The organism is Luteibacter sp. 9135, assembly GCF_000745005.1.
Taxonomy (GTDB): domain Bacteria; phylum Pseudomonadota; class Gammaproteobacteria; order Xanthomonadales; family Rhodanobacteraceae; genus Luteibacter.
Genome location: NZ_JQNB01000001.1, coordinates 744,697 through 760,649 on the forward strand (window position 1 = coordinate 744,697; position 15,953 = coordinate 760,649).

At 68.5% G+C, this 15,953-nt stretch carries 11 protein-coding genes and 1 pseudogene; 2 read left to right on the plus strand and 10 right to left on the minus strand.

Annotation, left to right across the window (positions count from 1 at the left end; all coding sequences use genetic code 11):
* Positions 1–35: 35 nt before the first annotated feature.
* A complete protein-coding gene (locus FA89_RS03350; RefSeq protein ID WP_036138189.1) occupies positions 36–3,476 on the plus strand; it encodes an ankyrin repeat domain-containing protein in 3,441 nt (1,146 codons plus the stop codon).
* A gap of 246 nt (positions 3,477–3,722) precedes the next feature.
* On the opposite strand, the gene FA89_RS03355 is transcribed toward FA89_RS03350, so the two are convergent.
* The 8 genes from FA89_RS03355 to FA89_RS03390 all read right to left on the minus strand — a co-directional run bounded on the left by FA89_RS03355 (position 3,723) and on the right by FA89_RS03390 (position 13,991).
* On the minus strand, positions 3,723–5,525 hold the full coding sequence (locus tag FA89_RS03355) for a monovalent cation:proton antiporter-2 (CPA2) family protein (protein WP_036138191.1): 1,803 nt from the start codon (positions 5,523–5,525) through the stop codon (positions 3,723–3,725).
* An 80-nt stretch (positions 5,526–5,605) separates the two neighbouring features.
* Positions 5,606–6,595: a porphobilinogen synthase gene (hemB, locus tag FA89_RS03360; RefSeq protein ID WP_036138194.1), complete on the minus strand. Its 990-nt coding sequence runs from the start codon at positions 6,593–6,595 to the stop codon at positions 5,606–5,608.
* 79 nt (positions 6,596–6,674) lie between these two features.
* Positions 6,675–7,448 (minus strand): heme ABC transporter ATP-binding protein, encoded by a 774-nt coding sequence (locus FA89_RS03365; RefSeq protein WP_221174273.1) that lies wholly within the window; start codon positions 7,446–7,448, stop codon positions 6,675–6,677.
* Positions 7,445–8,479 (minus strand): FecCD family ABC transporter permease, encoded by a 1,035-nt coding sequence (locus FA89_RS03370; protein WP_036138196.1) that lies wholly within the window; start codon positions 8,477–8,479, stop codon positions 7,445–7,447. Before FA89_RS03370 ends, FA89_RS03365 begins: the two co-directional genes overlap by 4 nt.
* Positions 8,476–9,324: a heme/hemin ABC transporter substrate-binding protein gene (locus FA89_RS03375; protein ID WP_036138198.1), complete on the minus strand. Its 849-nt coding sequence runs from the start codon at positions 9,322–9,324 to the stop codon at positions 8,476–8,478. Before FA89_RS03375 ends, FA89_RS03370 begins: the two co-directional genes overlap by 4 nt.
* Positions 9,321–10,394, minus strand: a complete 1,074-nt coding sequence (locus FA89_RS03380) for a hemin-degrading factor (protein ID WP_051938496.1) — start codon at positions 10,392–10,394, stop codon at positions 9,321–9,323. Before FA89_RS03380 ends, FA89_RS03375 begins: the two co-directional genes overlap by 4 nt.
* Positions 10,395–10,404: 10 nt before the next feature.
* On the minus strand, positions 10,405–12,723 hold the full coding sequence (locus FA89_RS03385) for a TonB-dependent hemoglobin/transferrin/lactoferrin family receptor (RefSeq protein ID WP_036138201.1): 2,319 nt from the start codon (positions 12,721–12,723) through the stop codon (positions 10,405–10,407).
* A gap of 173 nt (positions 12,724–12,896) precedes the next feature.
* Complete coding sequence (locus FA89_RS03390) at positions 12,897–13,991, minus strand: ABC transporter ATP-binding protein (RefSeq protein ID WP_036138203.1); 1,095 nt, start codon at positions 13,989–13,991, stop codon at positions 12,897–12,899.
* Positions 13,992–14,218: 227 nt separating this feature from the next.
* On the opposite strand from FA89_RS03390, the gene glk reads away from it, so the two are divergent.
* A complete protein-coding gene (glk, locus tag FA89_RS03395) occupies positions 14,219–15,259 on the plus strand; it encodes a glucokinase (RefSeq protein ID WP_036138205.1) in 1,041 nt (346 codons plus the stop codon).
* Between the two features lie 24 nt (positions 15,260–15,283).
* Here the strand turns inward: glk and FA89_RS03400 are convergent, their stop codons facing one another.
* Both FA89_RS03400 and FA89_RS20035 read right to left on the minus strand, forming a co-directional pair.
* Positions 15,284–15,568, minus strand: coding sequence for an addiction module antidote protein (locus FA89_RS03400; protein ID WP_036138206.1), 285 nt, complete (start codon positions 15,566–15,568; stop codon positions 15,284–15,286).
* A gap of 23 nt (positions 15,569–15,591) precedes the next feature.
* A pseudogene (locus FA89_RS20035) lies at positions 15,592–15,867 on the minus strand (type II toxin-antitoxin system RelE/ParE family toxin); the annotation flags it as partial.
* Positions 15,868–15,953: the final 86 nt, after the last annotated feature.

Genomic DNA, 15,953 nt, shown 5'->3' on the forward strand with positions numbered 1-15,953 from the left:
CGCGTACGGCCATGCGCGTCCGTATACTCCCGCGCATGGCCAATCCCAAACGTCGTCGACCGTCGCTGCTCAAAGCGCTGCCCTGGTTCATCCCCGTCCTTGCTGCGGTCGCCTGCGCCGGCCTCACGGCGTCACCGCTGGCGCTGATTCCGCTGCTGCTGGCGAATGCGCTGGTCATGGGCGCGGTGTGCCATGCCATCGGCTTCGACCCCGAAACCAGCTACCTGCGCACGGCCTTGCGCCGGGGCTCGGCCTACGTGGTGATTTTCACGGCGTATACGTTCGTGGTCTTCGTACTGGTGGCCTGGCCCCTGCTCAAGCTGACCCAGGCGCCCAGCCTGGGCGCGGCGCTCCTGCTGGCTGCCACCCTGGTCGTGGCGCTTGCCGCGCTATGGCGGACCTGGCCCGCCTTCGGCCTGATCTTCCTCTGGGACGACGCCTACCCCGAAGACAGCGGAACGGCCTCGTGGATTTTCACGGCGCTGGCGCGATCCGTGAGTTTCGGCCGCCACCTGTCCGCCGAGGAGCGCTTCTTCTCCCATTTCCTCCCGGCGGCGCTCAGCCTGTTGGTGCTGGCGTTCTGCGCCGTGGCGTTGTCCGGCCTGTACGGCGTGCTGCCTGCGGAAATGCGCCTCGCGTCGCTGGCGCTCTACGGCGTGGTCCTGTTGCCAGTGGCAGGCATGGTGATCGCCAATCGCACCTTGCGCGCACTGCTCCCGGATCGCCGCGTACGCCTCGGTGCGAAACGGGGCGGCATCCCGTCGCGTGAAGACGTCGGGCAGGACGCGGAGCGCCCGGCAAACATCCCGCCGGCACCCCTTCCCGTGCTCAGCACGGAAGAAAGCCAGCCGGGCGTCCGCGAGCGTGCCCTGCTGCTCGCCACCCGCGAGGGTGATATCGCGCGCGCGGTTGCGCTGGTCGAGGCCGGTGCCGAACCGGACACCGGCGCCGAGCCCGGCGACCGCGACCAGCGGCCGGTACTGACACTGGCGGCACTGTCACCCGATTCACGCCTGCTGCGTGCGCTGATCGCGCGGGGCGCGAAGGTCGATCGCGCCCACCAGGGCGTCACCGCATTGCACGCGGCCACGCGCGACAGCTGGCACGGCCGGCCGGACGCCGTACTTACCCTGCTCACCAATGGCGCGCATGCGGCCGCCGTCGACAACGAGGGCAACACGCCACTGCATGGCGCGGTACTGAGTGCCGAACCGACCGTGGCGGCCATGCTGCTGGACGCCGGCGCACCGGTGGATGCGGTGAACGCGGCAGGTGACACGCCCCTGGCGATCGCCTGCCGCGCAGCCAACTGGGCGCTGGTGAGGTTTCTCCTGGAACACGGCGCCAAGGCCTCGCCCGTGGGCGGCGAACCCGCACTGGTCGCGGCAGCCGGCATTGCCGACGACGATGCCGAGGGCGTGAAGGTACTGCTGCGTTACAAGGCAGCGGTGAACGCCACCGACGCCCACGGCCGCTCAGCGCTCATGGCCGCGGCCGCCGAAGGGCACGAACAGATCGCCCGCGCGCTGTTGCAGGCGCACGCGCAACCCAACCTCGCCGATCGCCACGGCACGACGGCGTTGATGGAAGCCGCGCGCGCCGGCGCGCAAGGCATCGTCCAACTGCTGGCCGACGCCCATGCGGACGCCTCGCCGCGCGACGGCCACGGCCGCGACGCACTGACTCTCGCCTGCCAGTCGCCCCGGGCCCAGGCCGCCACGGTGCGGGCGCTGCTGGCGCTCGGCGCCCAGCCGAAAGAGCCCGGCGCGGACGGGCGGAGCGCGCTCGACCACGCGGCCGGGGCCGGACGCTGGGATTTCGTGGCGCTGCTCGATCCGGAAACACCGTTGCCGACATCGCTCAGCGAGTCGGTCGTGCCGGAGGCTGGCGCCGATTCGCCCCTGCACCTCTACGATGCCCTGCGCTTCGGCCACTGGGCCGTGGCTTCCACGTTCACCACCAAGGTACGCGCCTGGCCCGTGGAGGAACTGTCGGCCCTTTATGTCGACCTTGCGGGTCCCGGTTTCGAGGCAGCGCGCGCATGGCTGCTCGACCACGGGCTGCATGCCGAGGCACGGCTGGGTGCACCCGGCGACACGCCCCAGGCCGGACGCCGCCTGTTCGATGCACTGCTACCCCAGCTGCCGCAGTCGGCCGACGCCCTGCTGCAACTGATGCGGGCCGGCGCCAGCCCGGCCGGCGCGGGTCTGCTCGGCCAGGCGATCTGCCGCCTCGACGGCGCCGACGAACGCCTGACCCTGGCGATGCTCGAAGCCGGCGCCGATCCGTTCGGTGCCGACGCCCGCGGACGCACGCCACTGCACATGGCCGCGTCCACGGGCCGTACCGCACTGCTGGGCGCCCTGCTCGCCCGTGGCATGAACCCGAACGTTCGCGACGCAGGCGGACGCACGCCGTTGCACGCGGCGCTCGAGCAAGGTGGCGAAAGCCTGCCGCTGGTACGCCTGCTGGTCGCCCACGGCGCGGATCCCGAGGCCGCCGACGTCAATGGCGAGACACCCTACGGACTGGGCATCGGACACGGCGATGTGGAGCGCTGGCTCAGCTGGACAGCGTGGCCGCTGCCGCGTCGCCCCCTGCGTGCCGACGATCTTCCCGCCGCCGCCGCCGCGGGCGATGTGCAAGCCGTGGACCGGCTGATCGAACTGGGCTTCCCCGTCGACACACGCGACCACCAGGGCGCGACCGGCCTGCTTCGCGCGTCCGGGGCCGGACAGCGTCACGTCGTCGATCACCTGCTCCAGGCCGGCGCCGATCCGACCCTCGCCGCCGCCTCCGGCATCACGCCGCTGGCGGCAGCCGTCAACGCGCGACGCGACACGATTGTCGAGGCCCTGCTCGCGCATGGCGTGTCGGCCGACCAGCGGTTGCCGGGCGAGACCACGGCGCTGATGATCGCCGCCGCGCTGGGCTATCCGGAGATCGCCGACATGCTGCTGCGTGCCGGTGCCGATGCGAAAGCCGAGGACGCCCACGGCCACACGGCCCTGCACGCCGCCGCGCAGTACTGCTTCGGCAGTAGCGACAGCCTGCGTGCGCGGCGCCTGCTGGATACCGTGCTCGGCAAGGGCGCCGATGCGAACAAGGCCGACAAGGATGGCGTGACCCCTTTGCTGATGTTGCTGGGTGCGAACCTGCGCCCCGGCGCCACCGCCGATGCCACCCACCTCGGCGCCCTGGTACCGGTGCTGCTGGATGCCGGCGCCCGGATCGAGCATGCCGACCACCGCGGCGTCAGCGCGCTGCACGCCAGCGCGATGCATGCCCTGCTCGGGCCGGCGCGCGTGCTGCTGCAGCGCGGCGCCAACCGCAACGCCGCCGATGGCTTCGGCCGGACCGCCGGCGATGTCGCACGACACCTGGGCTATGTGGACATCGCGCATGAACTGGGCAGCCGCGTCGGCACCGTACCCAGCGTACGCCAGACACTCCGGCAACCCGCCCAGCCGGATTGAGGCCCTCGCCGACGTGCCGCCGACATGTCCGCCGCCGGCACATCGGCGCCACGACCCCGCTTGGCGAAGCGATCACCCTGTAGGAGCGCGCGATGCGCGCGACATCGTCTCGCGGCGCCTTTCATGCTTGCGCGCCAGCTCCGGAGTTATCGCGAAAAGATGTCGCGCGCATCGCGCGCTCCTACAGATGCATGTCGCGCATGTCATGCATACCGTGCTTGTAGTGCGTTGCGAGATCGACGTGGCTCAACTGTCGCGCTCGCGCTCGTCAACGGCGTCGGCTTCGAACAGCTGCTGCAGGTCGTGCAGGGCTTCCTTCGAGGACTGGATGAGGGCCGCGTCGTCGTCGTAGACGAGGTACTGCGCGCGCAGCACCTGCTCGTCGTGCTTGCGGAAACGGGCGATGCGGCTGTCGACGACCTCCGCCGGCATGTCCAGCGACTGGAGCACGTGGCGTGTCATTTCCAGGCTGGAGTAGAACGTCTCGCGCACGGGTTCTTCGATGCCGATATCCATCAGACGGAAGGCATGCTGGCGGTTACGCGCACGGGCGATGATCTTCAGGTGCGGGTACTGTCGCCTGACCAGCCGGGCGGTGCGGATGTTCGCCTCGGGATCGTCGGTGGCGATGACGAACACCTCGGCCTTGTCGGCCTGCGCCGCCCGCAGCATTTCCGGACGCGCGGGGTCACCGAAGAACAGCGACGTGCCACCGAACCGCCGCGAGGTATCCACCTGCTCCACCGAGCTTTCCAGGGCGACGAATGGGATGTCCTGCGCGCGCAGCATGCGCGCGACGATCTGGCCCATGCGGCCGAAGCCCGCGATGATGACCCGCGGCGTATCGGACTCGATGGTGTCGAAGGCGCGGTCGGGCGTATGCACACGCTCGTGGACCAGCCGGGAGGCTGCCAGCACCAGCAGCGGTGTCAGCGCCATGGACAGCGAGATGGCCATGACCATCAACCCGCGCTGGCTATCGTCGATCAGGCGGTTCTGCTGGGCGAGGTTGAGGATGACGAACGCGAACTCGCCGCCGCTGGCCAGCACGGCGGCAAGCCGCACGGAATCCGCGGTGGTCAGTGCACCGATCAGCCGGCCCAGCGGCACGATCAGCATCGCCTTGACGGCCAGCAGCAAGGCCACCATGCCCAGCACCAGGAGCGGCTTGGCCACCAGCAGCGCGAGGTCGACCGACATGCCCACGCTGACGAAGAACAGCCCCAGCAGCAGCCCCTTGAACGGCTCGATGTTGGATTCCAGTTCGTGCCGGTATTCCGAATCTGCCAGCAGCAGGCCGGCCAGGAAGGCACCGAGCGTGACCGAGATGCCGGCCAGTTCCATCAGCCATGCCGTGCCCATGACCACGAGCAGGGCCGTTGCCGTGAACACCTCGGTGCTCTTGGCGCGGGCGACGAAACGGAACACGTGGCGCAACAGCAGGCGACCGCCCAGGATCACCCCGAAGATGGTGCCAACCACCCGCAGCACGCTGGCCAGGTCAGGGCCGTGCGCATCGTGGGCCACGGCGCTGCCCAGCAGGGGCACCGCGGCGATCAGCGGAATGGCGGCCAGGTCCTGGAACAGCAGGATGGCGAAGGCCTGGCGACCGTAGGCCGAACCGGCTTCCTTGCGCTCGGCCAGGATCTGCAGGCCGAAGGCCGTGGAAGACAGGGCCAGACTGCCGCCGACGATGACGCCGGCTTTCCAGGTGAGGCCGAACAGGAAATAGCCGATGGCGCCGAGCGCCAGCGCGCAGGTGATGACCTGCAGACTGCCGCTGCCGAATACCGCGCGTCGCATCACCCACAGGCGCGATGGCGACAGTTCCAGCCCGATGACGAACAGCATCAGCACGACGCCGAAATCGGAGATCGTCGCGACGCCCTCGGTGTCGTTTACCAGCCCGAGGACCGAAGGCCCGATGACCACCCCCGCCAGCAGGTAGCCGAGCACGGCGCCCAGGCGGAAGCGCTTCGTGAGCGGCACGGCCACGACCGTCGCCAGCAGGAAGACGACGGCCGTCTCGAGAAAGTGATGTCCATCCATCCTGCGACTCCCGGAAGATCGTTCCGGATTATGTCACGCGAGCGGGCAGGCCTTGCACGATCGGGTGGCGGTGCGACGCCTCAGCCCTTCAGCCAGCGCGCCACGTCCACCGCGAAATACGTGAGGATCGCGTCCGCGCCGGCACGCTTCATCGCCAGCAGGGATTCCATGACCACGGCCTTTTCGTCCAGCCAGCCGTTCTGCGCGGCGGCCTTGATCATCGCGTACTCGCCGCTGACCTGGTAGACGAAGGTGGGCGCGCCGAAGGTGTCCTTCACCCGACGGACGATGTCCAGGTAAGGCAGGCCGGGCTTCACCATCACCGCGTCCGCACCCTCGGCGAGGTCTAGCTCCACCTCGCGCAGGGCTTCGTCGCTGTTGCCGACGTCCATCTGGTAGGTGTGCTTGTTGCCCTTGCCCAGGTTGCCCGACGAGCCCACGGCGTCGCGGAACGGGCCGTAGAAGCTGGACGCGTACTTCGCCGAATACGCCAGGATGCGCGTGTGGATATGGCCGGCTTCCTCCAGGGCATCGCGGATGGCACCGATACGCCCGTCCATCATGTCGGACGGGGCGATGAAATCCATGCCGGCTTCCGCCTGCGCCAGCGACATCCGGATCAGCGCCTGCACCGTGGCGTCGTTCATTACGTAGCCGTCGGCGTCGATCAGGCCGTCCTGGCCGTGCGTGGTGTACGGGTCCAGTGCCACGTCGCCGATCAGGCCCAGGTCGGGAAAACGTTCCTTGAGGGCCCGCGTCGCGCGCTGGAACAACGCCTGTGCGTTCCAGGCCTCGGCGGCGTCTTCGCTCTTCACCTCGTTGCCCACCGACGGAAACAGTGCAAGTGCCGGGATGCCCAGCGCCACGCACTCCTCGCCGAGCTTCAACAGCTGGTCGATCGAGAGCCGTTCCACGCCCGGCATGGAGGCGACCGGCTGTCGTACACCTTCGCCATCGACGACGAAGGCGACCATGATGAGGTCGGATACGGTGAGCACCGTCTCGCGCATGAGGGCGCGGGAGAAGGCATCGCGGCGCATGCGGCGCATGCGGACGGCGGGAAAAGTCATGGAGGGTGGCCTGTGGGTGGGCAAGACCACCATTTTACGCCTCGGCCGCGATCGCGGTGGCGGCACGGGGTCGCAGGCCTCAGGCCACCTCGATACCGCCCGCCGCGCCGCGGACCAGCGCGATGCCGTAGACCTCCGAGAGCAGTGCCGGATCCAGTGTCACCCCCGGCGGACCCTGCCGCAGCAGGCGGCCGCCGGCCATCAACGCGACCTCGTCGGCGTAGCGGGCGGCCAGTGCCAGGTCGTGCAGCACGGCGATCACGCCGAAGCCTTGTGTCGCAAGGGCGCGGGCGCGGCGCAGGATGAAGTGCTGATGGGCGATGTCGAGGCCGGCCTCGGGCTCGTCCAGGAGCAACCACGCGCCGTGGCTGGCCCCTTCCCAGACCTGCGCCAGCACGCGGGCCAGCTGCACGCGTTGCCGCTCGCCGCCGGACAACACCGTGTAACGGCGCCCACGCAGCGCCCAGGCATGGGCCGCGTGCAGCGCCGCGGTGACGATGCCGGCATTGCGCTCCCGGTCGCTCGGATGGGGGCTGCGGCCCAGCGCCACCACTTCCTCCGCGAGGAACCCGAAGTCGAGGTCCACGCGCTGCGAAAGCATGGCGCGTCGTTGGGCCAGGTCACGCGGGTGCCACGTCGGCAGCGCGCGGTCGTCGAGCGTGGCGGTTCCCATCGTCGCGTGCGTCAGGCCGGCAAGCACCTTCAGCAGGCTGCTCTTGCCCGCGCCGTTGGGTCCGATCAACACCAGCAGCCGTCCCGGCGTCGCGGTCAGCGACACGTCGTGCAGGATGGACCGGCCCTGGCGAACCAGGTCGACATGGTGGGTGGCCAGCCGCCCGGGCATCGTCGTCATCGTCCGCCGCCGTGGCCGCGACCGCGCAGCAGCAGCCAGAGGAAGAAGGGCCCGCCGACAAGCGCGGTAAGCACGCCGATCGGCAGTTCGCCGGGCGCGACGACCGTGCGCGCCAGCGCATCGGCCGCCACCAGCAGCGTGGCACCACCCACCGCGGAGGCCGGCAGGATGAAGCGATGGTCGGGGCCGAAGCCCATGCGCAGCAGGTGCGGGACGATCAGGCCGACGAAACCGATCACGCCGGTAAAGGCCACCGAGGCACCGACGGCCAGCGCGACCAAACCGACGAGGAAGGGCTGCAGGCGCTCGGGACGGTAGCCGAGCAGCGTCGCCTCGTTCTCGCCCAGCAACAGGGCGTTGAGCCCCGCCGCGGCGGCGGGCAGGCACAGCAGCGGAAGCAGTATCCACGGGGCCACCGTGGCCAGCCGCGACCAGCTCGCGCCACCCAGGCTGCCGAGCGACCAGAAGGTCAGGTCACGCAGCTGGTTTTCGTTGGCCAGGTAGGTCAGCAGGCCGACCCCGGCCATGGCGATGGCGTTCACCGCGACGCCGGCGAGCAGGAGATGGCTTACGCCGCCACGATGGCGGCCCAGTATGTAGACGAAGGAGGTCGCGCCGAGGCCACCCACGAACGCCGCGGCGGCGACCCGCCACGAGCCGGACTGGCCGCCGAGCACGATCGCGCCGACGGCGCCGAGGGCCGCGCCGGCGGACACCCCGATCAGGCCGGGATCGGCCAGCGGGTTGCGGAACAGGCCCTGCATCGTCGCCCCGCCGCTGGCCAGCGCCGAGCCGACCAGGATCGCCAGCGCTATCCTCGGCAGACGCAGGCCGAGCACCACGGTGTCATCGCCGCGTGCCGTGGCGCCGTCCGCCGCGCGCAGCAGGGATGCAAGCACCTCGCGCGGCGGGATGTCGATGGCACCGTGGCACAGGCTCCACAGCACCGCCGCGACCAGCAGCAGCACGAGCGCCGGTAGCGCGAGGCGTCGCCACGCGATGGCCGGCACCAGGGTCGCCACGGTGCTCATGGTGCGAGGGAAGCCAGGCGCCGCTGCAGCGCGAGGGCCTCGCCGGCGGTGCGCGGGCCGAAACCGAGCAGCGCCTGGCCCGGCACGAAGTACACCCGCCGGGCCTTGCCAGCCGGCGTATCGGCGACACCCGGCAGGGCCAGTACCCCCGCGATGCCACCCACCGCCGCTTCGCGCTCCTGCATGAGCACGATGACGTCGGGCGCCATGGCCACTAGTGCTTCGGGCGACACCGCCTTGTAGCCGTCGATGCCCGTGGCGACGTTGCGTGCGCCTGCCAGGACCAGCGCACGGTCCGCGGCCGTCTCCGCGCCGGCCGCCATGGGGCTGCCCTGCCCCGTCGACATGAGGAACACCGCGCGGGGATGTTGGGGCATCGCATCCACTGCCGCCGAGAGTGTGGCGAACGTGCGCGTGACACTGCGCGCCAGTGCCTCCGCTTCCGCCGCGTGGCCGGTGAGCGCACCCACGCCGCGGATTTTCGCGACGATGTCCTCCGGCGTGCGTGATGCCGGCAACGAGGCGATGCGCACACCCGCCTCGCGCAGCTGCGCCATGGCCGTGGGTGGGCCGGCATCGTGGGTCGCCACGATCAGGTCGGGGCGCAACGCGAGCACACCTTCGGCGCTCAGCTGCCGCACGTAGCCGACCTGCGGCAGTAACGTGGCCGCCACGGGCCAGGTGCTGGTGCTGTCCACCGCGACCAGGTTGCCCTCGGCGTGGATGGCGTAGAGGGTCTCGGTGACGTCGCCGCCCAGGGCGACGATGCGCGACGCGGCGTTCGCTGCGAGCGACACGCACGCGAGCAGGACGGCGAGCACGAGTTGACGGACACAGGTCTTCATGCCGCCGCTCCGGCCGTCGCCAGCAATGCCCGCCAGTCGTCACGCTCCGGCAGGCCCGGTTTGCGTCGGCCGAACACCTGCACGATCTGCGTACCGTCCTCCGCATACAGCTCGAGCGACGTGACCGTGCCTTCGGGTACCGGCTTGCGCACGATCCAGCTATCGGCGATGGCGTCGGCGCGAAGGTGCAGATTGAATTCGTCGTCCAGCACGTTCAGCCATGGGCCGGCCATGGCCACTTTCCGCACGGGCCCGGTGTGGATCTGCACCACGCCCGGCGAGCCGACGAAGACCATCAGCGGCTCGCCACCGGCGGCCGCGCCTTCGAGCACCCGACGCAACGCGCCATCGTCCACACGGGTGGCGAACTCCGCCCCCACCAGCCGCAACGCCTGCGCACGCGTCACCCGGTGTTTTCTGAGCAAGGCGAAGAAATCGTGCGGATCGCGCAGTGCGCGCCACCCGTCGCGCAGCGCGTCGACGGCAACCTCCTCGTCCGCTTGCTGTAAGGGCAGCGGGTCGGCCACCGCCGCGCAATCGATCAGCGGTGACTGCACCGCCGCCGTGTAGCGATGCACCAATGAGCGCCAGGCCGGGCGATCGCTCCGGTCGGTGAGGTACACCTTGTGCACCGCCTTGCCGTCGCCGTCGAAGAACTGCAGGCTTTCCAGCGTGCGTCCGCGCGTCGACTCACGCACCGCGAATCCGTAACGCCAGTGGGTGAGGAACAGGCGGAGGTCGATATCCTCCGCGAGCACGATGCCCATGGTGCCGCCGATATCGATGTTCTCGTAACAGCCTTTCTTTTCATGTACGCAGTACGCGTTGCGGGTGAGTGCCATCACGCGCCCCAGGGAGGGGAGCTCGCGGATCAGGGCCGGCAATTCCCCCTCCAGGCGCGTGACGCCGTCGCCGACACGACTGGCGACGAGCTCGCCCTCGCTTACGCCCAGGCGATGCGCCGCATCGAGGGCACGCAGACCGGGTTCGGCGTCGCGTAGCCGTCGCCAGCCGTCGACCAGCGTGGGGATGTCCAGGCGTAATGCCGGCGGCACGGGAATCTGCTGCATGGTCGCGTCCTCAGAAGGTGTAACGGGCCGATACCGAGACGGCACGCCCCGGCATGGTCAGGCGTTCGATCTGTGCGTTGCGCAGCTGGGCGTCGTCCACGCCGCCGCCGGTGGCCACGTTGGTCAGCACGCCGCCGTGCAACGATCCCCAGTCCCAGTACCTGCGATCGGCCAGGTTGGTGACGCCGGCCATCAGTTCCAGCGCAGCGATGGGTTTCCAGTGCGCGTAGAGGTCGATCGTCGCGTAGCCCGGCGCGCGATACGTGTCGGCGTCGTCCAGACGCGACTTGCGACGCACGCCCTTGCCGATCAACTCGGCGCCCCATGTCGACGCGTCGTAGGACACGCCGACGACGGCGGACAGGGGATCGACGCTGTTCAGGGGCGACGTGCCGCCGGCGCCGTAGACCTGCTTGTCGCCGCGGGCGGCGGACAAACTGCCCTGGATGCGCCAGCCACGCAGCGCGTCGCTCAACGCGCCAAGCATCAGGCCACCGGAGGCTTCGGCACCCTTGATGGTGGCCCGGGGAAAGTTCACCGCCTGCATGACGATCAGCAGGTTCTGGTTGAGTGCCCATTGCGGCCACTGGCTGCGATCCAGCGTGTATCCGCCATAGATGAAATTGCGATAGCGGTTGTAGTACGTGCTGGCCGAGAAATAGCCCAACTCGCCATTGCCGCGCACGCCGATCTCGACGCCCTTGCTGGTCTCGGGCTTCAACGTCGGATTGGGGACGATGCCGTAGAGACGTGGCGTGCCCCATGCGACCGCCAGTTCGTTGTACAGCGGCGGGCGGAAACCCTGCGCGTAGTTCGCGTAGAGCTCGACGTTCTCCGCGACCGCATAGGTGGCGCCGAGCTTCGGCGAAAACCGGCTCTTCGTGACGTTGCCGAGCCCGTCCTGGACGAACGCGCCGTCGTAGTAAGGATCGTTCCGATCGGGCCTGAAGGCATAACGGTCCCAGCGAACCCCCGGGGTGACATGCAGCCGACCGTCGAACAGCGAGACATCGTCCTGCGCAAAGACCGCATAGCGATCGGTATCGTTGCGCGGGAAGAAGCGCAGCGGGTAGTTCTCCGGCATGTAGGGCGAACGACTCGACACGACACCGGTAGCCACGTTTTTACCCTGACCGTTCAGCTCGCCCGACGGCGTGGTACGCGAGGCTTCGACGCCGTAGGCGATACGCTGTTCGACGTCGCCGCCATCAAGCGAACGGAAAAGCGTGAGCTTGCCGCCCCACAACCTTTCGCTAAGATCGCTCAGGTAGAGGCGATCGTAGGTCGCGGCGCGTGAGGGCACATTGGCCAGGGTACGCGTGCTCGATTCGGTGTCCGACGTCTGCCACCACACATCCCACTCGACACGATCGGCGATGCCCAGGTCCATGCCGGCGTACCGTTGCCCCACCGAGACACGGGTGCGCGTGGCACGGTCGGCGGCGACGTCCGCCAGGAGCCGCGTGGTACCGGCCTGGCCGAGCGCGCTGAGCACATCGGTATCGACGCGGTTACGGTACATGTCGACCGTGACGCGGTCCTCGCGTCCGGACGCGGCAACATGCACGTACTTGCCCAACACACTGGTGGTGTTCTGCGTCAACGGATCGGGGCGCGTGCGCAAGTAGTTGGCCGTGTCGACATCGCCGGTGTTGCCGAGCTGGTTCGCTTCGCGATGATCGGCGACGAAGACGATGCCGTTCCTCGGCGTGCCGCCCGCCAGCGTCAGTGAGGTTCCCAGCGAACGATCGGCGCTGCCGTAGCGCTCCTTCACCGAGACGTAGACATCCTTGCCATCGCGCAAGTAGTCGGCGGGGTCCTTGGTGGTGTACCGCACGGTGCCGCCGAGGGCGTCCGAAGGGTCCAGGGCGGATGCAGGGCCCCGGACGATCTCGACACTCTTCAGCGTGTCCGGATCGACGAAGCTGCGTCCGGCACGCATGCCGGTGGTCGAGAAACCGAAGGCACTGGACGCCGACACGCCGTCGGTCAGGATGGCGACGCGGTTTCCATCCAGACCGCGGATGTTGAAACTGTCCAGGCCCCAACGGCCCGCCGTACCCACGGCCGAGATGCCGGGTTCGTACTTCATCAGGTCGCGGATATCGACGACGAGGTGGCGATCCATGGCCTGGCGATCGATGACCGACACGGTGGCCGGCACATCGAAGCGGAACGCCGAGCCGATCGCGGTCACGGTGATGCGCGGCAGCTCGTCGGTGGTCGTGGCGGCCACCGCGTCGGCGGCGTCGCGACCATCGGCATGGGCAAGGGGCGAACAGGAGAGTGCCGCGCCGATCAGCGCGGCGAGGGCATGCTTTGGTAACACGTGCAGGGTCCTTCGCAAGGTCGTGCCGCTGGGGCACGGTTCGGGAGCTTGCGAAGGAGGCGTCCTGCCTCCGGCTGGCGCCGGTCAAGGGGAGCCGCACCCGGAGGTGCGATGCTGCGCCATGTTAATGCGAATGCTTCGCATTAACAACCACCCGACCGGCTGCCTGTGGATCAGGCGTCGATACGATTCGTGGTCTGCGGATCGAAGAAGTGCACCCGCTCACGGTGGAAACCGAGGGCCACCTCGCTGTCCGGCCGAACCGTGGAGTGCGGCGGCACGCGGGATACGAGCTCACCCCCGCCATGACGCATGTTGAGGAACACTTCATTGCCGACAGGCTCCACCACGTCGACATGCGCGTGCAGCCGTGCCTCGACACCGGGGTGATCGTCGACGGTGAGCAGGTCTTCCGGGCGGATACCGACGATGAGCGGCTTGTCCACGTACGCGGCCAACGCGTCGCTCTGCGTGCCGAGGGCCAGCGTACCCTCCTTCATCACCAGGCGCAGTCCGTCCTCGCGGCGCAGCGTGCCGTGGAACAGATTCATCGCAGGGCTGCCGAGGAAACCCGCGACGAACAGGTTCACCGGCTTGTTGTAGAGATTCATCGGCGTATCCAGCTGCTGGATGACGCCGCCGTTGAGCACCACGATGCGCTGGCCGAGCGTCATCGCCTCGATCTGGTCGTGCGTGACGTACACCATCGTGGCGCCCACGCGGCGATGGATGCGCGCGATTTCGACACGGGTGGAAAGGCGAAGCTTGGCATCCAGGTTGGACAGCGGCTCGTCGAGCAGGAAGACCGACGGGTCGCGCACCATCGCGCGGCCCAGCGCCACGCGCTGGCGCTGCCCACCAGAGAGGGCCGCGGGACGATGGTCCAGGCGCTCGTCCAGCCCCAGCATGTCGGAGGCACCCGCCACGCGGCGATCGATCTCCGCTTTGTCCACGCCGCGCAGGCGCAGGCCGAAGCCGAGGTTCTCGCGCACCGTCATGTGCGGATAAAGCGCGTAGTTCTGGAACACCATGGCGATGTCGCGGTCTTTCGGCGGCACATCGTTGACGACGCGGTCGCCGATGCTCAACGTGCCACCGGAGATCGACTCCAGCCCGGCGATCATGCGCAACAACGTGGTCTTGCCGCACCCCGAAGGCCCGACCAGTACCAGCAACTCGCCGTCGGCGATGTCGAAGCTCGCCTCCTTCAAGGCCACATGCCCGTTCGGATAAACCTTGCGCACCTTGTCGAGGCGGACTGCTGCCATCACGTACTCTCCCGTTGACCCGCGTCCGGGGGGCAGATGCCCCGCCATGGACCCGGGCGATGCGGTATTCTGCCCGCGTAAACGTTTACGTCAAAGTGTCGGTCGCAAGCCACCGTTTTTGGATGCCCCACGTATGTCAACGGGGCGTGGAGCAAACCGTCACTGGACGCCAGCGCCCGCGCGAGGCAACCTTGCGGGCTTCCGTGATCTGACAGGTCTGAAAAAACATGTCCAACGTGAGCGCCGCGGCGCCGACTCTGCTCGCCGATCTCGGCGGCACCAATGTGCGCTTCGGCATCGCGCATCCGGAAGCGGATCAACCACTTATCCAGGAAAGTATCCGGCGTTACCACGTCAAGGACTACGCCTCCCTAGGTGACGCCGCTAAGCAGTATTTCAAGGAAACCGGCCACGAGGCGCAGCGCGCCATCATCGCCGCGGCCGGCCGTATCGACAACGGCGAGACGGTCAAGGTCACCAACAACCCGTGGGCGATCTCGGCGAAGAACCTCGCGGCCGAGCTCGATCTGGAATGGGTGCACCTGGTCAACGATTTTGCCGCGCAGTCCATGGCCGTCATGCTGATGAGCTCCGCGAAGGACGCCAGCGGCCACCAGGACCTGGTGGAGGTGGGCACCGTCCCGGTGCCGAAGATCGGCGCCAAGGACGAGCAGACCTTCGTGGTGGTGGGCCCGGGCACCGGCCTGGGCGTGGGTGGCCTGCTCATTCGCGGCGAGAAGGTCAGCGTGCTGCAGACCGAAGGCGGCCACGCCGGCTTCGCCGCGCACAGCGCCGAGGACATCGAGATCCTCAAGGTGCTGAACCTGCGTTACGGCCGCGTCTCCAACGAACGCCTGATCTGCGGCCAGGGCCTGGTCAACCTCTACGAGGCGATCTGCGAGATCTCCGGCCAGAAGCCGCGCGCGGACATCACGCCCGAAGAAATCACCAAGCTGGCTACGGACAAGAGTTGCGCCATGTGCGACCGCGCCGTGGAAACCTTTGCCGGCATCTTCGGCAGCGTGGCCGGCGACCTCGTGCTGACCCTGGGTGCCTGGGACGGCGTGTACCTTACCGGTGGCATGACGCCGATCCTTCTTCCATGGATCCAGAAGGGCAAGTTCCGCGAGCGCTTCGAGGCGAAGGGTCGTTTCCGCGACACGATGGAACAGGTACCGACGCAGGCGATCATGAACCCGGAACCGGGCCTCATCGGTGGCGCGGCGCTGGCCATCGTGGAAGCCGGCGGCACCCCGCTGCGCCGCTGACACCCAGGCGGCAGCCGGAATGCGTCATGCCGCGCGCAGCTGGAGCCCCAGCGCGCGCATGACGCGCATGACCGTCGCGAATTCCGGATTACCCTCCGCCGAGAGGGCGCGATACAGCCCCTCGCGCGACAGGCCCGCCGCGCGTGAGACGCGGCTCATGCCATGCGCCCGGGCGATATCGCCCAGCGCGGCACGAATGAGGCTGCCATCGCCCGGATCGTCGTCCAGGCTGGCGTTGAGATAGGCCATGTGATCCGCCTCGGTGACGAGGCGCTCGACAGGGTCCCAGCGAGTGAATTTCTCTTGCATGCTTGCTTGTCCCATGAGGCGGCAAGTGCCGTGGCTTTCCTGATGTCACGCTGTTGCGAAGTCTTGTCTCCACCGCAGAGCAGGATGACCATCACGCCCGAACGCTGTATGACATAGACCCGGTAGCCCGGTCCGTGATCGATGCGTATCTCGCGGACGCCGTCGCCCACATGCTTGACGTCACCGAGATAGCCGAGCGAGAGCCTGCGGATCCGGACATCGATGCGCGTGACGGCCGACCGATCGCGGAGCGACGACAACCAGCGGCGGAACGTTTCACTCTCGGCAATCTCGTACATGCTGCGCACCGTAACTCATAAGTTACACATGTAACCTATGGATTACAAGTATCGAGACGATAGATTACGCAGCAAAAAGCTGATCT